Annotated in this window: 19 protein-coding genes and 1 pseudogene; 9 read left to right on the top strand and 11 right to left on the bottom strand. The window is 64.3% G+C overall.

Annotation, left to right across the window (positions count from 1 at the left end; all coding sequences use genetic code 11):
* Positions 1 to 183: 183 nt before the first annotated feature.
* The gene (locus tag OKW35_RS24040) at positions 184 to 594 is read right to left on the bottom strand and encodes a DUF2946 domain-containing protein (protein WP_429553297.1); all 411 of its coding nucleotides are present in this window, start codon (positions 592 to 594) and stop codon (positions 184 to 186) included.
* Between the two features lie 139 nt (positions 595 to 733).
* On the opposite strand from OKW35_RS24040, the gene OKW35_RS24045 reads away from it, so the two are divergent.
* On the top strand, positions 734 to 934 hold the full coding sequence (locus OKW35_RS24045) for a hypothetical protein (protein WP_184064755.1): 201 nt from the start codon (positions 734 to 736) through the stop codon (positions 932 to 934).
* Here the strand turns inward: OKW35_RS24045 and OKW35_RS24050 are convergent.
* From OKW35_RS24050 to OKW35_RS24060, 3 genes are all read right to left on the bottom strand, one after another.
* A complete protein-coding gene (locus tag OKW35_RS24050; RefSeq protein ID WP_429553298.1) occupies positions 929 to 1525 on the bottom strand; it encodes a molybdopterin-dependent oxidoreductase in 597 nt (198 codons plus the stop codon). The genes OKW35_RS24045 and OKW35_RS24050 overlap by 6 nt on opposite strands.
* A gap of 290 nt (positions 1526 to 1815) precedes the next feature.
* On the bottom strand, positions 1816 to 3123 hold the full coding sequence (locus tag OKW35_RS24055; protein WP_429553299.1) for a LysR family transcriptional regulator: 1308 nt from the start codon (positions 3121 to 3123) through the stop codon (positions 1816 to 1818).
* The gene (locus OKW35_RS24060; protein ID WP_184064402.1) at positions 3120 to 3821 is read right to left on the bottom strand and encodes a GntR family transcriptional regulator; all 702 of its coding nucleotides are present in this window, start codon (positions 3819 to 3821) and stop codon (positions 3120 to 3122) included. Before OKW35_RS24060 ends, OKW35_RS24055 begins: the two co-directional genes overlap by 4 nt.
* A 391-nt stretch (positions 3822 to 4212) precedes the next feature.
* Here OKW35_RS24060 and OKW35_RS24065 point away from each other — a divergent pair, with 391 nt between their 5' ends.
* From OKW35_RS24065 to OKW35_RS24075, 3 genes and pseudogenes are all read left to right on the top strand, one after another.
* On the top strand, positions 4213 to 5055 hold the full coding sequence (locus tag OKW35_RS24065) for a gallate dioxygenase (RefSeq protein ID WP_429553300.1): 843 nt from the start codon (positions 4213 to 4215) through the stop codon (positions 5053 to 5055).
* Entirely contained in the window at positions 5055 to 5414 is a 360-nt protein-coding gene (locus OKW35_RS24070) for a protocatechuate 3,4-dioxygenase (RefSeq protein WP_090806862.1), read from the top strand. Before OKW35_RS24065 ends, OKW35_RS24070 begins: the two co-directional genes overlap by 1 nt.
* Positions 5415 to 5575: 161 nt before the next feature.
* Positions 5576 to 5929 (top strand): annotated as a pseudogene (locus OKW35_RS24075) (GNAT family N-acetyltransferase); the annotation flags it as partial.
* A 30-nt stretch (positions 5930 to 5959) separates the two neighbouring features.
* Here the strand turns inward: OKW35_RS24075 and OKW35_RS24080 are convergent.
* The 4 genes from OKW35_RS24080 to OKW35_RS24095 form a co-directional block, all read right to left on the bottom strand.
* The gene (locus OKW35_RS24080; RefSeq protein ID WP_429553301.1) at positions 5960 to 6595 is read right to left on the bottom strand and encodes a PqiC family protein; all 636 of its coding nucleotides are present in this window, start codon (positions 6593 to 6595) and stop codon (positions 5960 to 5962) included.
* Positions 6592 to 7887 carry an MlaD family protein gene (locus OKW35_RS24085; RefSeq protein WP_429553302.1) on the bottom strand — a complete coding sequence of 432 codons (1296 nt, stop codon included), beginning with the start codon at positions 7885 to 7887 and terminating at the stop codon, positions 6592 to 6594. The genes OKW35_RS24080 and OKW35_RS24085 overlap by 4 nt, the downstream gene beginning before the upstream one ends.
* Positions 7884 to 9089, bottom strand: coding sequence for a paraquat-inducible protein A (locus OKW35_RS24090; protein WP_429553303.1), 1206 nt, complete (start codon positions 9087 to 9089; stop codon positions 7884 to 7886). The genes OKW35_RS24085 and OKW35_RS24090 overlap by 4 nt, the downstream gene beginning before the upstream one ends.
* A gap of 214 nt (positions 9090 to 9303) precedes the next feature.
* Positions 9304 to 10494, bottom strand: a complete 1191-nt coding sequence (locus OKW35_RS24095; RefSeq protein ID WP_429553304.1) for an L-dopachrome tautomerase-related protein — start codon at positions 10492 to 10494, stop codon at positions 9304 to 9306.
* Positions 10495 to 11012: 518 nt separating this feature from the next.
* Between OKW35_RS24095 and OKW35_RS24100 the strand changes: the two genes are divergently transcribed.
* A complete protein-coding gene (locus OKW35_RS24100; RefSeq protein WP_035471695.1) occupies positions 11013 to 11789 on the top strand; it encodes a hypothetical protein in 777 nt (258 codons plus the stop codon).
* A gap of 142 nt (positions 11790 to 11931) precedes the next feature.
* On the opposite strand, the gene OKW35_RS24105 is transcribed toward OKW35_RS24100, so the two are convergent.
* Positions 11932 to 12318, bottom strand: a complete 387-nt coding sequence (locus OKW35_RS24105) for a BON domain-containing protein (protein WP_429553305.1) — start codon at positions 12316 to 12318, stop codon at positions 11932 to 11934.
* Positions 12319 to 12373: 55 nt separating this feature from the next.
* Complete coding sequence (locus OKW35_RS24110; RefSeq protein WP_429553306.1) at positions 12374 to 12949, bottom strand: cysteine hydrolase family protein; 576 nt, start codon at positions 12947 to 12949, stop codon at positions 12374 to 12376.
* A 196-nt stretch (positions 12950 to 13145) separates the two neighbouring features.
* Between OKW35_RS24110 and OKW35_RS24115 the strand changes: the two genes are divergently transcribed.
* Complete coding sequence (locus tag OKW35_RS24115) at positions 13146 to 13466, top strand: pyrimidine/purine nucleoside phosphorylase (protein ID WP_429402818.1); 321 nt, start codon at positions 13146 to 13148, stop codon at positions 13464 to 13466.
* 188 nt (positions 13467 to 13654) lie between these two features.
* Here OKW35_RS24115 and OKW35_RS24120 read toward each other — a convergent pair whose 3' ends face one another.
* A complete protein-coding gene (locus OKW35_RS24120) occupies positions 13655 to 14302 on the bottom strand; it encodes a DsbA family oxidoreductase (protein ID WP_184064424.1) in 648 nt (215 codons plus the stop codon).
* 213 nt (positions 14303 to 14515) lie between these two features.
* Here OKW35_RS24120 and OKW35_RS24125 point away from each other — a divergent pair, with 213 nt between their 5' ends.
* From OKW35_RS24125 to OKW35_RS24135, 3 genes are all read left to right on the top strand, one after another.
* Entirely contained in the window at positions 14516 to 15244 is a 729-nt protein-coding gene (locus tag OKW35_RS24125; protein WP_184064427.1) for a 2OG-Fe(II) oxygenase, read from the top strand.
* A gap of 104 nt (positions 15245 to 15348) precedes the next feature.
* Complete coding sequence (locus OKW35_RS24130) at positions 15349 to 16251, top strand: LysR family transcriptional regulator (protein WP_429553307.1); 903 nt, start codon at positions 15349 to 15351, stop codon at positions 16249 to 16251.
* A 133-nt stretch (positions 16252 to 16384) separates the two neighbouring features.
* Entirely contained in the window at positions 16385 to 18340 is a 1956-nt protein-coding gene (locus tag OKW35_RS24135) for an aconitase family protein (protein ID WP_429553308.1), read from the top strand.
* Positions 18341 to 18391: the final 51 nt, after the last annotated feature.

Raw genomic sequence — 18391 nt, forward strand, 5'->3', positions numbered from 1 at the left:
AGCGCGGGCCAAAGAACCGAACGACGAACCGCGCGATGAGCGGAAAAGACAGCGTCACGGCGGACGCAATAAGAGAGCCTTCGCAGCGCGAAGTTGAACATGAGCGTTTCCTCGATGCATTGAACAGGCGATCGCAGGCCTCGTCGATGTGGGCGACGAAGGCGCGATCAGAACCGGTAGCGATCAGGAAACGGCAGGTGGGGCGCGCGGACGTCCCGACGGGAAGGCGCCAAGCGGGGTGAAGCGGGTGGACAGCGTGGGCGGCGCGGTGCCGGCCAGCGGCAGCGCGGCCGGCGGCTCGACGGCGGCGAGCGTCGGCATCGCGACGTGATGTTCGAGCAGATGACAGTAGCCGCAGGCGCCGAAGGCATCGTCGTGGCTCAGATGCACGGGCGCGGGGCTGGTTTGAGCGACGACGCTCGCATCGCTCGCATTGCTTGCACCAGCCGGATGAAGCGCCGAACATAGCGCGGCAATCGGCTCGTGGGCGCGGCCCGATTCGAGCAACTGACTCACGAGCGGCGCGAACACGACGAGCCACATGGCGACGAGGCCAAGCCATGCGGTCAGGTGGTTGCGTGAGTGTCGAGTCATGATCGTCGAAGAAAAGACGGGCGCGATTCTAGCATCACCGCGCGATCCTTTCATTCGCAATGACGGGCATAACGGCGGATTAGACGGTGAAAAAGCGCTTATTTCGGGGCGCTGAGGCCGAGGCGACAACCAGCGAGCCGTGGCGCTATGTTCGGCCGGGCAGTTCGTCGACGCGTTGCCCCTCGTCGCGCCGCAGCTCGAAGATTCCGCCTTGCCGAACGATCAGCGGGCCGAAGCGTTCAATATTGCCGGTGCGTGTTCGTTCGCGCTGGGTCAGTGGGCGAGCTCGGTCGAGCGCGTGCGGCAGGCGTGCGTCGAGCGATTCGGTGGCGCGCTATGACGCCTCTGTGAGCTGCATGTGATACAGGCCCCACGGCGACAATTCGAAGCGGTCCTTCAGTGGCTTGGCCGCGAGTTCGGGAATCTGATCGGCGTCGTAGATCGCCCATAACGGCCCCACGCCGCCGAGCGCCAGCGGCTTGCCGTCCATTTGTGTCGCGACGATGAAGTGATACTCGCGCACCTTGTCGAGCGTCGTCAACACCGCGTAGCCATCGACCGCGTGCATGACGATTTGCGTGCTGCCCGCGTCGGGCGCGCCGACGTTTGCGAGCACGTCGGTGAGCAGCGGGCCGCTAAACGTATGCATGTGCGCATCGTATTCGATCGTCGGATGGATCGTCACGGTCTTCATGCTGGCGAGCCACGGCAGATCGACGCCGTACGCTTGCGAAAACTTCACCTGGTGCTTCGCCAGCAGTTGATCGAAAGCGGGATTGAGCGCGCCGCGATTGCTGTGCTTGATCGCGCCGGAGTTCGTCAGGACGACCGGAGACGGCCCGCATTCGGCGTGCTCACGCTTCGCGCCAAATGCGGGCGCGACCGCCGCGCCCAGTGCCGCGGCGCTGGTCAGGAACTGGCGTTTGTTCATTACGTTTTCTCCGGGTGTCGTCGAGGCGCCGCGTGGTGAGGTGCGCGCTCTTCTATTGTCGGAGAATTGTTGCCGCACGTGATACGGCGATGCTTCATTAACGCGTCATTCGCTATGCTATTTCCGCTTGCGGCTCGTGCCGGAGCCGGCACGGTTCCATGCGCGGCGGTCCAATGCGGTGCGCGTCTTCGCAGGTTTATGACGAAGTCCTTTTCCAATGCCCATGGACGCACGAACCAGGCGCAACGCAAGAAGCCTCCACTCTTTGTCGCCCTGATCAATGGAAGTGCTCAGTTCGCGCCGATACTGACGGTGCGCGTCACATCGACGACCGACAGCCGGATCGCGTCGATCAATGCGCGCGCGGCCGGTGACGGCGTGCCCGCCGCGCGCATCGTCAGGCCGATCTCGCGCCGCGTGTTGTGCAGCGGTACATCGAGCACCACCAATTGCCCGGACTGAATCTCGTGATGCAGCTGCTGCGCCGACAAGGCCGCCGCCATGTCGGTACCGAGCAGCAGGCCGCGAATCACCGCGAGGTCGGCGGTCTCGACGGTCGGCAGAGGCGGCTTCACCTTCATCCGCTTGAATTGCGTTTCGAACAGCGCACGCGCCGGCGCGTTGCTGCGCGGCAGAATCCACTGCGCGTCGCGCAGACCCATGATGGTCAGATCGTGCGCGTGAGTCAGCGGATGACCGCGGCGCACCAGCACCACCATGTTTTCCGACATCAGCCGCTCGTTTTTCAGGCCGCTCGTCGCGTCGTTGTCGCGCAGCGCGCCGAGAATGAAATCGATGTCGCCCGCGCGCAGACCGGCCACGAGCGTCTCGTATGCGCTTTCGTCGGTGACCACGCGTACGCCCGGATTCTCCGAGGTCATTCGCGCGATCGCCTTCGGCAGGATCAGCGTGCGCCCGAGCGGCAACGCGCCGACTGTCACCGAGCCCTGAATCTTGCCGTGCAATGCGGCGATATCGTCGGGGACGTGGCGCAGTTCGTTCAGCGCGCGGCGTACGTGAAGCAGGAACGTCTCGCCCTCGGCCGTCAGCAGAATGCCGCGCGGGCTGCGGTGAAACAGACTCAGTCCCGAGCCGCTTTCGAGTACCCGGATCGCGGTGCTCACCGCGGGCTGGCTGATGCCGAAGGTTTTTGCCGCGCTCGGCATATGCCGATGCCGCGCGAGCGCCGCGAATAGTTGCAACCGCCGCGTGTTGAGCAGGTACGCGGGCAATGCGCCTTCCGCGACGGGCCGGCGGCGCGTCTGTCGCGCGGCGCACCATCGGGCGAGTTCTTCGAGTTCGGCGAAGATCCGCTCGCAGCGATGCAGCACCGCGCGGCCGACCGGAGTGGGCAGCATGCCCGAAGGACCGCGATCGAACAGCGGTTCGCCGAGCGCCGACTCGAGCTCCTGCACGGAGCGCGTGACCGCCGACTGCGCGCGAAACAACGCGGCCGCCGCGCGCGTCGCGCTGCCCATCTCGGCGACGAGCCGGAATGCGCGCAGTTGCGCGAGATTGAGCAGGTCCTTGCTGCTGACCGACAGCGGCGCTTTGGCGCTCGCCTGGCTGGTGGCGGCGGAAAGCGTGTCGTTGCTCATGCCGCGCCCGCGATCAGATGCAACGACGGCAGCGACAGATTCAGACTTTCCTTCGAGATCTGCGTGTGCTCCTTCATCAACGCATCGACGCGCGCGCCTTCGCCTTTTTTCAGCGCGTCGACGATCGCGTGATGCTGGCGATGCGCGTACGTCAGCATCATGAATTGACGCTCGCGCGCGGATTCGTCGAACGCGATCGTGAACGGCGACACGAACGGCACCTTGTCGTTCAGACTGAGCGCGGCCGTGACCGCCTGGTTCTGCGCCGCTTCGACGATCAGCGCATGAAAGCGGCCGTTCATCTGCGCGTAGCGCACGTCGTCGCCTGCTTGCAGATGCTTTTGCTCGAAGATCGCGTCGCCTTCACGAAGGCAGTCGTCGAGCGCGGCGGCGAGCGCGGGGCTCACGCCGTTTTCGGCGACCGAGCGCGCGGCGAGTCCCTCGAGCACGCCGCGCACGTCGATCGCGTCGAGCACGTCGCGCACGCTGAAGCGGCGCACGACGTAACCGCGCGAGCCTGAACGATCGAGCAGGCCTTCCGACGACAGCACGCTCAACGCATAACGCAGCGGCGTGCGCGACACGCCGAGCCATTGCGCAAGCTGCGCTTCGACGAGCCGCTGCCCGGGCGACAGTTCGCCCGACAGGATCTTCTCGCGTAAGGTCTGCACAATCGCTTGCTGGGTGGTCTCGTTCATCGTTTCATCGCGCGTCGGAAGCAGCGCAGTATAGCCACGCGTGCAGCACCGCTCCAAGTCTTGGAAATGTGCGTTGCGAGTTGTTTTCCGGGCCATCTGTTTTATTTATCGCGTGCCGAGATGCCAAGGCGTCGCGGAAGGCTTGCCTCACGAGCTTGGGATACCGAGGGAGCCCTGCGCGGCGTGGTTCGGGGTGCGCTTCATCCGCGCTCCGGCCGCGCAAATGCCGGGTTTTTCCTCATCAACCCGGCGCTGCCTGAGGTATACCCGTGCTTCCCGTATCGCGGCACAATTTCTATCTTTGTATCCCAAGACGGTCGTGGTGACTAGCGCGGTAAACCTGGCGACCTATCCGATTGGCAGCAGCACGAAGTGACGGAAGAGAACGAATATGGCAAGAATCATTGGTGGTATCGGCACGTCCCATGTACCCACGATCGGGTTGGCGTACGACAAGGGCAAGCAGAACGAACCGGCATGGGCGCCGATGTTCAAGGGTTATGAACCGGTGGCGCAGTGGCTGGCCGAGCACAAGCCCGACGTGATGGTGATGTTCTACAACGACCACGCGAACAGCTTCTTCTTCGACTGCTATCCCACGTTCGCGCTCGGCGTGTCGCCCAACCACGAGTTCGCCGATGAAGGCGCCGGCAAGCGTCCGCTGCCCGACATCGCCGGTCATCCGGATCTCGCGATCCATATCGTCGAACAACTGGTCGCCGACGAATTCGATCTGACCGTCTTCCAGGACCGCCCGCTCGATCACGGCGTCAATTCGCCGCTGTCGCTGATGCTGCCGCATCAGGGCGGCTGGCCGCTGTCGCTGGTGCCGCTCGAAGTGAACGTGCTGCAGTATCCGCTGCCCACCGCGAATCGCTGCTACCGGCTCGGCCAGGCGCTGCGTCGCGCGATCGAATCGTTCGAGCAGGATCTGAAGGTCGTGGTGGTCGGCACGGGCGGGCTGTCGCACCAGGTGCATGGCGAACGCAGCGGCTTCAACAACACCGAATGGGACATGGAATTCCTCGACGTGATCGTCAGCGATCCGGAGCGTCTTGCCGCGATGAAGCACGTCGATTACGTGCGCCTCGGCGGCGCGGAAAGCGTCGAGACGATCATGTGGCTCGCGATGCGCGGCGCGCTGGGTCAGAAGGTCCGCGAACTGCATCGCAACTACTACCTGGCGACCAGCACCGCGATGGCCGTGACGATCTACGACGAAGAGGTGGCGTAATGAATCCGCAACTGGTTGGCGTCGAAGAACTGACCGGCACGTATCCGTTCGATATCCGCCAGAGCATGAAGGCGATGCGCCTGAACCGCTTTTTCTGGCAGATGCGCGAAGCGTCGGCGCGCGCGCTGTGGCTCGAAAACCGCACCGCCTCATACGATGCGGCCGGCCTGACGCCGGAAGAACGCACGCTGGTCGACAACACCGACTGGATCGGTCTGATCCGTTATGGGGTGTCTTTCTTCGTGCTCGAGAAGTTCGCGCGTGTGGTGAAGATCACCAATCTCGGCGTGTACGCGAGCATGCGCGGCGAAACGCTCGAAGCGTTTCTGAAGACTCGTCAGGTACCCGACGCCGTTTAAAGGCCGCGCATCAAGGCAGCGCTGTCCGCTGGGCAATCCGATTTGAAGTTCCGATGTGTAGTTCAAACCATCCGGCTTACTTCGACCCGGCCGTGATTATCGGCGGGTTCATGTCGCATATCTTCTTTACTGTGCCGTTGGCGTTGACCGTCAAGCGGTTGAAAGGTAAAGGGCTTTGGCTATACGTCGAAAACGGCCGCACGCTCGCGTCTGTCGTGATCGACGGGGATAACGACACGGGTGTCGCTCATTTGCGCTGGTTCATCGTCGACGATTCTTTGCGCGGCTCCGGGATTGGACGGCAATTGCTGTCGCATGCCATGCGTTTCGTCGACGAGCGGTTCGACGAAACCTATCTATGGACGTTCAAGGGGCTCGACGCGGCGCGTCATCTGTACGAGTCATTCGGCTTTCGGCTAAGTGAAGAATCGGAAGGCACGCAATGGGGAACACGCGTGGTCGAGCAGCGTTTCAACCGGCTTTCCGCAAGGAAAGGCGATAACGGTACTGCGTGATCGGCGCAGCAGCGAACTCGACGCCGTCGGTCAGTGCGCGAGGACCGACGCCGCGATCCGGTCGGCTAAATCGCCGAGAACGCGGCTCAACGCGGCCGCCTGCGCGAGCGCATCGTGTCCATTGATCGCGGAGTCGAGCGTCACCTGCTGCCGCAGCGGCGCCTGATCCGAGTGCCCGGCCAGCAGCGTCCACTCCGCTTGCAGCGTCAGCGTGCCGCTCGGGTCGGCCGTGGCATTCAGCACGGTGACGACCAGCCTGCGCGTGCCGGGCGGCGCGGGTGCCTCCGGAACGACGAACGATCCGGCGGGCAGTCGCATGAGCAAGTCCTGGGCAAGCGTTTTGCGCATCATCAGAGCGAGCGGTGCGCCCCACCGGTCGCTATCGTCGATCGTCAGCCGGTTCTGCGAAGCCAGCGTGACGACTTCGAGCCGATCGAGCACCGCGGGAATATGCACGGCAGTCAGTTGAATCGGTGGGATCGGCGCCGTGGCGGGCGGCGCGTCGGCGGGCATCGGGTTCAACGTCACATAGCGTGTCGGTATGCTGTGTCCGCATCCGGCGAGCGTCATCGCCGCGACGGTTACGACAAACGCCGCCGTCCTGACGCTCGTCGCGAGCGATGCCGCGACGGCGCGTCCGACGGGGAACGTGGACCTCGTCATCATTGAGCCTCCTGCTGCCTGCCACGGATCAGCGCCTCCGGATGGCGGTCGAGATAGTCGGCCAGTGCCCGAATCGAGCGTGCGGTGTCGGTCAGCTCCTGCATGGCGGCAGGCAGGTCGTTCTGGCTCGACGCGTCGCCGCCTAGCGTCCGGTTCGCCGCGGCAACGGTGCGATCGGCCGCGTTCGCCGTCTCGCGCAATTGCGCGACGAGCGGACCGATCTGTGGCGAGACCTGCTGCAACGTGTGATCGATCTGCGCGACCGAGTGGTCGATGTGCGTCAGGCTGTCCTTAATCTGAGGCGAGGAACTGAGCGCGTTGATATGCGCGGCGATACTGCGGACCTGTTCGCCGGTTTGCCGGATCGGAAGATCGTCGATTTTCTGGATCACCTCGTTGGCCTTGGCCATCGTCGTGTCGAGATTCGCGGCGGCGACACTCGGAATGACGGGCAGGCCGTCCTCGCTGGCGAGCGTCGCCACCGGCGCGCCTTGCACGAAGTCGAGGTTGATCTTGTCCGCGCCGACGAGCGGCGGATCTTGCGATAACCGCGCGCGCAAGCCTGTGGCGACGAGGCGGGTGAGCATGCCGTCGACGAGCGGGCGCCAGTCCCCGTTGGCCGGTGGCGGCGCGCCGACGATGCCAAGCTGCGACGGGTTCAGCGCGATCTGCACCGGGGTGCTCAGCGCGCCCGTGCGTGCGTCGTAGTTCAGGCGCACGCTGGTGACGGTGCCCACGTCGAAACCGCGCAATTGCACATCGGCACCACTCTTCAGGTCGCCGACGGCGCCCTCGAAGCGCACCAGATAGGTGACGACCGGGCCGTGCCCCGGCGCGAGCGCGGGGCGGCGATCGACACCGTCGAAATGCGATGCCGGTTCGCCGGGCCCGGGCTCCATCACGATCTCGGGGCCGGTCAGCACTCCCTTGATCGACGCTGGATCGTTGAGATCCACGTGTGCGCCGCGCAGATAAAACCTGGTCTCGCTGCGCAGATACTTTTTTTCGGCGCGATCTATCTTTAGCTCGGCTTGCACGTGTCGGCCATCGGGCGCGAGCGTAATCTCCGAGACGGCGCCGACCTTCACGCCGCGCAGCGTGACGATCGTGTCGTCGGGCTTCATGCCGTACGCGTTGTCGAAGGTTACCGTGACCGTCTCGCCATGATGCATCAACGCGCGAACGCCGAGCCATCCGGCCATCGCGAAGGCTGCGACCGGCACCGCCCAGATCCAGCCGGGCCACGAGCTGCGCCGCACCTGAGCTTGCGAACGACGGGGACGCGTGCCGCTCATCGCTTGCTCCGCGGGTGGACGTCCCACATCAGGCGCGGGTCGAATGCGCGCGAAGCGGCCATCGTCAGAAACACGACCAGCGCGAACGCGGTGGCGCCGATGGCGGGTCTCGCCGAGGCGATGCCGTCGAACTCGATCAGCGGCACGAACGCGGCGATCGTGAACACGTCGACGTACGACCATCGGCCGAGTTCGTCGATCAGGCGGTACAGATGCGCCTTGACCCGCAGATGCCGGCGCGAACGGCGCCGAACGGAGACGACGAACCATGCCATGCCGAGAATCTTCGCCACCGGAATGACGATGCTCGTACAGATGATCAGAATGCCGAGCGGCCACAGGCCAGCGTGAAACAGCTGGTAGACGCCGTCGATGATCCGGGTTGAGTGGGTCCGCCCGAGTTGCATCGAAGTGGTCATCGGAAAGAAGTTGGCCGGGATCGTCAGAACGAGCGCGGCGAGCGACAGCGCAGCCGCGCGCACGACGGCGTCGGTTTTGCGAGCGCGCAACGTCAGTGCGCAGCGAGGGCAGGGGCGCCCCTCCTGCGACATCGGCACGACCAGATCGCAAACCGTGCAGGACAGCGGCGCTTCATGTTCCGGCAACTCGTTTTCCGCGGCGATCGCGCGCCACACCGTTCTCCGGTCGAGCGACGCGCGCGTGAGCATCGACAGCAGCGCCGCGGCGATGAAGCAGTAGCCGCCGGGGGCGATCGTGCCGGTCAGGTTCTGCGTCACGCGCGCGTAACCGACGAAGCAGCCGACCAGATAGACATCGGGCATGGTCCAGACATCGAGCGAGGTGGTCCAGCGAAACAGCGCGCCGATTCCTCTGGTACGCCGGCCGAGCCGTAGCGCGGCGAGGACGATCACGAGGCCGCCAAAACGGATGAATGGCAGCACGATACCGAAGGTGCCGAGCAGTACCGCGAGAATGAACCAGCCATCGTTCCACATCTGCACGATGCCCGACGACAGCAGTGATGAGCGTTCGACGCCGAGCATGTGGACATACATCAGGGGCGCGAGGTTGGCCGGAAACAGCAATACGAAGGTCGCGCTCGCGCAGGCGAGCGCCGCGGTCTGGCTTCGGCCGCTACGCCGCTCGAGCGGAAAGTGACAGGCGCGGCAACGCGCGTAGGTATGGGCGGTGAGCGGCGGGATGTCTTCGAGCGCGCCGCATTCGGGGCAGCCGATCGTCATGCGACGTTCTCCATCGGCTGTCCGTTTTCAGGCGGGCAGCGCGTTGCGAATGAGGTTTCGCCGATCATCCCTCGCCCCCCGGGCGCCGTTTGGCGCGTGCATGTACGGCAGACGCGCTGGCGCGCGCCAGCTCTTGTCCTGCACTAGCATGGCGCGTTCCCGGCCGGCCTCGGCGCGCCGGGCAACGCGGACCGTTGGCGGCTGCGGTGTGGCGTCAGTCGGGTGAGCGGTTCCGATCCGCTTCGCTTCGCGAGCCGGGCGGCGTGCCCGGTTTGGTGTTCGGCGCCGCTGACGGAGCGGCGTCGGCAATGATCAGCAACCTCGAAGACAGCGCGTCGGGATGGCCCGGCTTGAACCAGTTCATCTCGGGAATGCGTGAATCGGTCAGGTAGATCGTGCCGTCCGGCCCTTCCGCGAACGTATCCGGCCATCGCAGGCCGGCCTCGTGCAGCAACGTCGTCAATGTCGCGCCGTCCCATACCTTCACCGCGTGTTCTTCGACCGCGGTAATCAGCAGGCGTCCCGTCCGGTCGATGTGCAGCCCGTCGGCGGGGCGATGCTCGAGCACTTTCTCGACGCGGTTGCCGACTTCATCGGTCGCGAGCGTGGTATCGCGAAGCGCTTCGGTGGGCGCGCGGTAAAGCGTTTTGCCCTTCACCGCCTGCCAGTACAGATACAGTCCATCGCGAGTGAGTGCGATGCCGTCGGCCGCCAATTCGACGCCGCGTCCATCGGGACGCCGCAATGGTGCGCCGCCTGCATGGACCGTGACGCCCGGATCCGTTTGCGTCGACGGATGCCCGTCGAGCACGCGGCGCGCTTGACCGGTGCCGAGATCGACCACCACGATCGCGCCGCGTGTTCCAGAGTCCGTGATGTAGGCGAAACGGCCGTCGGGACTGATGCGCACGTCGTTCAGATAGCTGCCCTGAGACGCGATGTCGAGCGTGAACGCAATGCAGCCGACGACGCTATCCGTCGCAAGATCGATGCGGACCAGTTTAGGGGCACCCGGCACGACGAACGCCTGGGCCGGCGCGCCGGGGTCGAGTACCCACAGGTTGTTTTGGGAATCGCACAGCATCGCCTGCACGCAGACCCAGCGATCCTGCGGGTTCAACTCGTCACGCCTGGCATTGCGCCAGCCGTTCCATCGATCGTCGGGATAAGGACGGACGTCGCCATCGGGCGTGAGTACGCCGACGGAGATCGGCGCGTCTTCTGTCCAGCGCGGGAAGTTGACGAAGATGCGTCCGTCCGCGGCGACGGCGACGCCGGTCACCTGGTGCCCGAACGACGCAATCTCGCGCAGATGCGGCAGCGAGCCGTCGTCACCGGCGCTCGATGCAGGCGCGGCGGTCAGTGGAACCCGATCCGCGGCGGTTGGCGTGGCGGTGTCTTTCATGGGCTGCCTCCGGGACAGGACGGAAATGTCCGTATTCAGTAAAGCGAATGCCGCGTGCAAAGATAAAGTGAATCGTAATCCGCGAATCTTTCGGAAGGTATTCAACGTGAATTGCGGACCGTCCCTTGTGCGAATTGTTTGACTTTCGCGCGAGCAGAGAACGGTAGTGCGCGCAATAGGGAAAGCCGAGTTGTCGCGTAGCGCTTGATACGACATGGCGCGCTAAAAGGCCGCGTTGCTACTACGTCATTCAGGGCGAAAAGAATCGCGCCGCGGCGGCGTGCGAAGCCGCCGTACCAAACGGTCCATTTCGGCAACTCTGACTCTCAGGGTTTCTCCTGACTCGCCTTTGGACCCGCCGTGTCACTCGTGCGCTACACCGCTCATTTGCAAAGAAAAAATAATGCCGACGTCAAAGGAATGTGCTAAAAAATAACAATTGCACGCGCAGACAAATAGCCACACCTGCAAGTAAAAATTTCGGCTTTCAATACTCTTAATCGGCCGCGAGGTGGATCATGAGAACAACGACGCTTTGGGGGCTCGGGGTGACGACGGTCGCTTCGGTGCTAACGCTGCAGTGTTATCCAGCGTGGGCCGACGGACCCGAAGCAGCGTATGCGTCCGACGACGAGGTGCCGGCCGGCTCGCTCAGTCCGAACGAGTACAAGGTCAATGCGGACGGCATGAAAGAAGATCCGAATGCGAAGATGTCGGACGTGGCCCGCGCGTATCGCAATGGCTATATCAATCGCGGCAAGCAGGATCAGGCCGATTACCAGGCAATGATCGACTCGCACAATCACGGTCAGCGGCAACCGGCCAGGACCGACGTCGCGCGGGTCGACGTGCCGCCGCTGCCGCCGGGCGTTCCTGAAGACGATAACTCGAAGTACACGAGTATTCCGCCGCAGCCTCAGAAGCCGCGGCCGGTCCAATACGCGCAGCGTCAGGTGCCGCAACCGCCGCCGCAACAGCAATATCAGCAGGTGTACCAGCAGCCGCAATACGCGCCGCCGCCAATGCAATACCAGCAGGCGCCGGCCTACGCGCAGATGCAGCCGGTCTACGACAACCAGCCGGTATACGTGCGGCAGGACTATCCTCAGCCGCCCGTGCAGTACGTGCCGGTTTATCCGCAGGCGCAATACGATGAAATGCCGCAGGTCGTGGAAACGGTGGTTCAACCGGCCGCGCCTGTCGCTTATCAGGTTTATCGTCCGCCGGTCTATTGGGCGCAGCCGCGCGTGTATGCGTATCGCGCGCCGGTCTACAGCTATCGTATGTGGCGTTGAGGTATTGCGCGAGTCGTGGCGGCGTTGCGCAGCAATGGAACGCCGCGGCGAATACTCGCACGCATCGATTGATTGGCCGATAGAAAGTACTCAGCCCGCCGCATTCGTGGCGGGCTGAGTACTTTCTTTTATTCGTTTTGCGCTAGTGACCGCTGGCACCTCTCGTGCGCACATTCAGATGGTTATTCACCTGTCTGACTCCGCGCACCGATCTCGCGACACTGCCCGCGCGTTGCACCTGAGCGCGCTGCGGTACCCAACCGGTCAGCGCCACGATACCGCGGCGCGCCTGCACGTGAATCGACGTTGAATGCAGGTTCGGTGTGCGTGCGAGCGCGCGCCGCACGTCGCGCGCGAGCTCGCTATCGGGTCTGTTGCGAGCCGGCGATGCCGCGATGGATTGGCTTTGCGCGGAAGCATCGTTCGGCATGCCGCCACTGGTTTGCGCATTCGCACAGGTCGCAGTGCCGATCGCAATCGCTGCCGCGGCAATGGCGCCAATTAGGGTGCTCGCGCTGTCTTTTCTCACAGGTCCTCCTGTACCACCTGATTGTGGCTCGCCGCGCGGCAGATCGACGTTGCGGCTATTGCGGTTGCCCGTTGCCCAATAGCGCGTCCGTCGTGACGACCGCGCAGTACTCATGATCGAGATTGGCCAGTGACATCGCATGAACGTCGTCGGCGCTGCGCGGCGTTCCGTGCCAGTCGGTCCGTGCAAAAGTGAAACAGCCGTCGGCCACGAGATACGTATCGAAGCCGAGGTTGCCGGCCATCCGCACCGTCGTCTCGACCGAGTTGTTGGTGATGACACCCGCCACGACCAGCGTCGTGTGGCCGGCGGCGCGCAGGCGGTCTTCGAGTCCCGTGCCGATGAACGCGTTATTCGTGCGTTTCGCAATCACCGGTTCGTCGGGCAACGGCACGTTGGACGCCTTGAATTCGTGTCCCGCCTGACCCGGCCGATAGTGCGACCCAGGCTCCGTCGAGTCGTGCCGCACATGCCACACCGGCCAGCCTCGGCTACGCCAATGCGCGAGCAAGCGGCTCACCTGCGTCTCGGCTGCGGGATTGTTGCGCTCGCCCCAGCTCGGATGATCGATCGCGCGTTGCAGATCGATCAACAACAATACGGCGCCGGCGGAAGGAGCGGGAGAGCGCATGGGTCGAATGAGTCTGTGTAGGTGTCGATATGATTCTGGCAGACTTTACCGTATTGGCGCCATCAATAGCCATGTATGATGGCTGGCTCGCGCCCGGCAGGGCGCCCTGCCGGGCGGCTTGCGCGGATCGCGCGCCGTCTGCCGCGCCCACCGGGCCGCAACGCATCCCTTCACGATGATCCAGAGGAAGACCGCCATGACGGCTGCAACGCAATTCGACCAGGTTTCTGTTGTCAAACGAGCCAACGTGTACTTCGACGGCAAGTGCGTGTCGCACACCGTGCTGTTCGCCGACGGCACGCGCAAGACGCTCGGCGTGATCCTGCCCGGCACGCTGAACTTCGGCACCGACGCGCCGGAGCTGATGGAAGTGCAGGCGGGCAAATGCCGCATCCGTCTCGACGGCAGCGATGAGTGGAAGACCTATGGCGGCGGCGAATCGTTCTCGGTGCCTGGCAAGAGCCGCTTCGATATCGATGTGGTCGAAACGCTGGACTACGTTTGCAGCTATCTGTAAGCGGCTCTAAGGCGCGTGCAGTGGGATAAGAAAGACCTGCTGCAAGCAGCCGGGACGGCTTGGACAATAGGTCCAGACTATCTTTGCTCAGATGTGTTGAAGAGACAGCACGCAAGCATTCGCGAGTGCATGATTGAGCCAGGTACTCAGAATGGGCCGTCCATTACGCTTCGCTTCGACGATGAACCTTACGCTGTCTCTTTCGCCACGATCTCCTCGATCACCTGCACGAATTGCTCGACCGGCTGGCCGCCGGTCACCAGATAGCGGCGGTTGAAAATGATCGAGGGCACCGATTGAATGCCCGTTTCCTGATTGTTCTTTTCCGCTTCGCGCACTTCATCGGCATACGCGCCGCTCGTCAGCACGTCGCGCGCTTCGTTGGCGTCGAGTCCTACCGACTGGGCCGCTTCGACCAGCACGTCATGGTTGCCCGGATTCTTGCCGTCGGCATGATACGCGCGCAATAGCGCGAGCTTCAGCGGTAACTGGTGGCCCTTCAGGCCGGCCCAATGCAGCAGGCGGTGCGCGTCGAACGTGTTGTAGGTGCGGATGCGCGGACCGAAATCGAAGCCGACGCTCGCGCCGCGTTCGCGGATCATCGCCTGCGTTTCGGCGATCTGCTCGGCCGTGCGGCCGTATTTCTTGCCGAGATACTCGACGATGTCTTCGCCGTCCGGTCCCATCTGCGGATTCAGTTCGAATGGATGCACGACGATGCGCGCGTCGATTTTGTCCTGAAGCCGCGCGAGCGCGAGCTGCAGCGACGACAGGCCGATCGCGCACCACGGGCAGGCGATGTCGGAAACAAAATCGATGGTGAGCTGCTGTTTCATGGTTGTCCTGGCGGAATGAAGTGCGATGCGGCGGCGGCAAGTGCGGCCGCAACGATACCGACAGCGTAGCGTGAATCGTCCGTCCGTGCAGTGCGGCTGAATTTGACCGCAAGACCCGGAGTGTTTTCCCGCCACCACACTCGTACACTAAGTTCATCGAGCTACCTACTTTGATGGCGCGGGCGACGAGCCCGCGCCGCCCACTCATCGACGATGAACGCAATCGCTCCCACCCAAACGATCGACCAACGCGTCGACGCACTCGACTGGCCGCGGATCGAACACGATCTCGATCAGTACGGCTGCGCCGCCGTGCCGCAACTGTTGACGCCCCGCGAATGCGACGCGCTGAGCGCGCTCTATACACGCGACGCGCTTTATCGCAGCCGCGTCGTCATGGCGCGCCACGGCTTCGGTCGCGGCGAATACAAGTACTTTGCGTATCCGCTGCCGTCGCTCGTCGGCGGCTTGCGCGGTGCCCTTTATCCGCACCTCGTGCCGGTCGCGAACCGCTGGAACATGGCGATGGGCATCGACGTGCGCTATCCGCCGAAACATGCGGATTTCATTCGACGCTGCCATGACGCGGGCCAGGTGCGTCCGACGCCGCTGATCCTGCAATACGGCGAGGGCGATTTCAACTGCCTGCATCAGGATCTGTACGGCGAACACGTGTTCCCGCTGCAGGTTGCGGTACTGCTGTCGGAGCCGGGGCGCGACTTCACAGGCGGCGAGTTCGTGATGACCGAGCAGCGTCCGCGCATGCAGTCGCGTGCCGAAGTCGTGCCGCTCGCGAAGGGCGACGCGGTCGTGTTCACCGTGAACAGCCGGCCCGTGCAGGGTACGCGCGGGCCGTATCGCGTGAATCTGCGGCACGGCGTGAGCCGCCTGCGCTCGGGACATCGGCATACGGTCGGCATCATCTTTCATGATGCGCTGTGAGGGCCGCTGTCGGCGCAATGGCGCAACACCGCGTGCCGTGAGACGATAACGGCCACGATTCCAGCGATCTGCCGCCATTGTCGTAAGATCCGTCGCCTCGTCCCATGGAAAACCTGCTCAAGAAACTCGATCTGACTTCGCTGCGTCTGTTCGTCGCCGTTTGCCAGGAGCGCAATATCGCGCGCGCGGCGGAGCGCGAGTTCATCGCGTCGTCGGCGGTGAGCCGGCGCATCGCCGAGATCGAGGCGCTGATCGGCCTGCCGGTGATTCAACGGCAGTCGCGCGGCATTACCGTGACGCCGGTCGGCGAGACCGTGCTGCGCTACGCGCTCGCGATCATCGGCAATATCGAGCAGATGAGCGCGGAGTTGTCGCGCTTTTCGACGGGCGTCAAAGGGCGCGTGAGGGTGGTTGCGAATCTGTCGTCGATCGTGCAGTTTTTGCCTGAAGACGTGGCCGCATTCGGCCGCGCGCTCCCGGATGTAGCGATCGAACTCGAAGAAGAAAACAGCGCGGACGTGCTGCGTATCGTCGACGAACACGGCGCGGACTTTGGCATCTGTAATCCGGTTGCTGGCAGCGAGGCGTTCGAGCAGATGCCGTATCGCCAGGACCGGCTCGCGGTGCTCGTGCCGGGTGGGCATCGGCTCGCCAGCGCGGCGCGGGTGAACTTCGACGATCTGTTGCACGACAGCTTCGTCGGCTTGCGCAGCGAAAGCGCGCTCACGCGTTTGCTCGCGCAGCAGGCGGCGAGCGCGGGCCAGCAGCTCGACGTGCGGATGCGCGTGAGCAGTCTCGATGCGCTGTGCCGGATGGTGCATGCGGGGCTCGGCATCGCGATCGTGCCCGAGCCGGTCGGCCTGCTCTACGTGAACACGCTCGACGTGCGGCTGCTGCCGCTTGCCGATGCGTGGGCGGAGCGTCATCTGATCATCATCTTCAAGGCGCGCGAGCAGTTGAGCGCGAGCGCGGCCGCGCTGGTGTCGTTCCTCGGCAATCCGCCTTAGACGATTCCACCGCCCGCACTGCGCGCCGCGGCTCCGCCATCGAGCATTCGCGAAACGAGACGGCAGCGTTGCCGCACCGGCACTTCGGCATCCACCTTGCGCGCCGTATAGTGAGCGCAAGGAGAATGCAGTGATGAGCGATACGATTCGTTTGGACGGCCGCGTGCTGTACCTGTCGCAAGACCCGGCCGTGATCGAGGCGCAACTGGCCGGCGAAAACTTCACTCGCGACACGGCGGGACCGTTGCGCGACAACGTGTCGACGGACGAGATCACGCCCGTCACCGTAATGCTCACCTACGACGAGCGCCTCGGCCAGTACCCGTACGTCGGCTTCAAGGCCGGCGACCGTCTGCCGATCGGCCGCAATGCGGTGAAGGACGGCGGCTTTCGCGTGACGGTGGCCGGCAAGCGCTACGGCAAGGGCTCGTCGCGCGAATCGAGCCCGCTCGCGGAGTTGTCCGCAGGTATTCGCCTGATCGTTGCCGAGAGCTTCGAGCGTATCTATCAGCAGAACTGCGACAACATCGGCATTCTGACCACGACCGATTTTTCCGTGCTCGATCGCCTGCTTGCAGGCGAAGCGGTGCCGATCGACGAATTCCTCAAAGGCCGCGACTCGCTCACGCAGCAGATCATCCGCAGCGGCGGGCTGCTCGCGTATAGCCGGTTTGCGGAGTGGCCCGCGCCGGGCGAGCGCGCGAGCGATGCCCCGAACGAGGCGCCGGGCGCCGAGCCGAGAACGCTGGTCGAGAAGATCATCGACCGTCATCTGCATCCGGGCACCGCGAGCGCGCAGCGCGGCGACGGCGTGTTCATCGCCGCCGACTGGCGCTTCAGCCATGACTATTTCACCGGCATGTGCGCGCATCTGATGCATCGGGCGTTCGGCAAGCCCGCGCCGCTGCATGCGCCGGATCACATCATCGCGTTCCAGGATCATCTGGTGCTCGCGCCGCAGAGCATCCCTCACGTGCGCGACGGTCTGTTGCCGGGCGTCGCGAATCTGATGGAAGGCCACACGTCGTTTTCGCGCGACTACCCGGTGCGCTCGCACGGTGCGCTCGATGGTGTGCCCGGCTCCGAGGGCATCTGTCATGCGTTGATGGCCGAGCAATACGCGCTGCCGGGCCAGGTAGCATGCGGTACCGATTCGCACACGCCGCATTCGGGCGCGCTCGGCTGCCTCGCATTTGGCGCGGGCGCGACCGAGATCGCCAATAGCTGGGTCACGGGCTACGTGCGCTGCAAAGTGCCGGAGACGCTGCGCATCGAGATCGACGGCCAGTTGCGCGACGGCGTGACCGCGAAGGACGTCGTGCTGCATCTGCTGCGGATGGAGGCGATTCGCTCGGGCGGCGCGATCGGCCTCGTGTTCGAATACGGCGGCGCGGCGGTGCGCGCGATGTCGATCGACGAACGTGCGACGCTGACCAACATGGTCGCGGAACTCGGCGGCTTCACCGGCATCGTCGAACCGGACGAGTGCACGGTCGCGTTCCTGAAGGAGCGGCGCGGCGTCGATTTCGTGCTGGAAGGCTGGATGAAAAGCGACGCGGACGCGACCTATCGCGACACGATCCATATCGATGCGAACGCGATCGAACCGATGCTCGCGCGTCCGGGCGACCCCGGCAATGGCGTGCCGGCGCCGCGGCTCGAACAGGACGTCGCGATCGATATCGCGTATGGCGGCTCGTGCACCGCGGGCAAGCGCGAGGACTTCGATTTCTATCACGAGGTGCTGCGTTGGGGCGTCGAGCACGGCCTACGGGTGCCCGAGCGCACGCGTTTGTATCTGCAATTCGGCACGATGGCGGTGCGCGCGTATTGCGAGGAGCAGGGCTATCTGCCGGTGTTCGAGCGCGCGGGCGTGACGCTCGTGATGCCTGGCTGCGGCTCGTGCGCAAACTGCGGACCGGGACAATCGGCCAAGCCGAACGACGTGACGATCAGCGCGATCAACCGCAATTTCCCCGGCCGTTCGGGACCTGGCGACGTCTGGCTCGCGAGCCCGTACACGGTCGCGGCGAGCGCGCTGGCCGGAAAAATCACCACGTTCGAACAATTGCAACGCGGGCACGGCTAGAATGCTGGCCGGACTCCGGCCGACCCATCGTGGCGCGTGCGACGCGCGACA

Source organism: Paraburkholderia sp. MM5477-R1 (assembly GCF_050436385.1).
In the GTDB taxonomy this organism is placed as follows: Bacteria; Pseudomonadota; Gammaproteobacteria; order Burkholderiales; family Burkholderiaceae; genus Paraburkholderia; species Paraburkholderia tuberum.

Bases quoted from the DNA above. Each gene is read 5' to 3' on its own strand.
- OKW35_RS24040 (WP_429553297.1), bottom strand. From the start codon at position 594: ATGACTCGACACTCACGCAACCACCTGACCGCATGGCTTGGCCTCGTC.
- OKW35_RS24050 (WP_429553298.1), bottom strand. From the start codon at position 1,525: ATGAACAAACGCCAGTTCCTGACCAGCGCCGCGGCACTGGGCGCGGCG.
- OKW35_RS24055 (WP_429553299.1), bottom strand. From the start codon at position 3,123: ATGAGCAACGACACGCTTTCCGCCGCCACCAGCCAGGCGAGCGCCAAA.
- OKW35_RS24060 (WP_184064402.1), bottom strand. From the start codon at position 3,821: ATGAACGAGACCACCCAGCAAGCGATTGTGCAGACCTTACGCGAGAAG.
- OKW35_RS24065 (WP_429553300.1), top strand. From the start codon at position 4,213: ATGGCAAGAATCATTGGTGGTATCGGCACGTCCCATGTACCCACGATC.
- OKW35_RS24070 (WP_090806862.1), top strand. From the start codon at position 5,055: ATGAATCCGCAACTGGTTGGCGTCGAAGAACTGACCGGCACGTATCCG.
- OKW35_RS24080 (WP_429553301.1), bottom strand. From the start codon at position 6,595: ATGATGACGAGGTCCACGTTCCCCGTCGGACGCGCCGTCGCGGCATCG.
- OKW35_RS24085 (WP_429553302.1), bottom strand. From the start codon at position 7,887: ATGAGCGGCACGCGTCCCCGTCGTTCGCAAGCTCAGGTGCGGCGCAGC.
- OKW35_RS24090 (WP_429553303.1), bottom strand. From the start codon at position 9,089: ATGACGATCGGCTGCCCCGAATGCGGCGCGCTCGAAGACATCCCGCCG.
- OKW35_RS24095 (WP_429553304.1), bottom strand. From the start codon at position 10,494: ATGAAAGACACCGCCACGCCAACCGCCGCGGATCGGGTTCCACTGACC.
- OKW35_RS24100 (WP_035471695.1), top strand. From the start codon at position 11,013: ATGAGAACAACGACGCTTTGGGGGCTCGGGGTGACGACGGTCGCTTCG.
- OKW35_RS24110 (WP_429553306.1), bottom strand. From the start codon at position 12,949: ATGCGCTCTCCCGCTCCTTCCGCCGGCGCCGTATTGTTGTTGATCGAT.
- OKW35_RS24115 (WP_429402818.1), top strand. From the start codon at position 13,146: ATGACGGCTGCAACGCAATTCGACCAGGTTTCTGTTGTCAAACGAGCC.
- OKW35_RS24120 (WP_184064424.1), bottom strand. From the start codon at position 14,302: ATGAAACAGCAGCTCACCATCGATTTTGTTTCCGACATCGCCTGCCCG.
- OKW35_RS24125 (WP_184064427.1), top strand. From the start codon at position 14,516: ATGAACGCAATCGCTCCCACCCAAACGATCGACCAACGCGTCGACGCA.
- OKW35_RS24130 (WP_429553307.1), top strand. From the start codon at position 15,349: ATGGAAAACCTGCTCAAGAAACTCGATCTGACTTCGCTGCGTCTGTTC.
- OKW35_RS24135 (WP_429553308.1), top strand. From the start codon at position 16,385: ATGAGCGATACGATTCGTTTGGACGGCCGCGTGCTGTACCTGTCGCAA.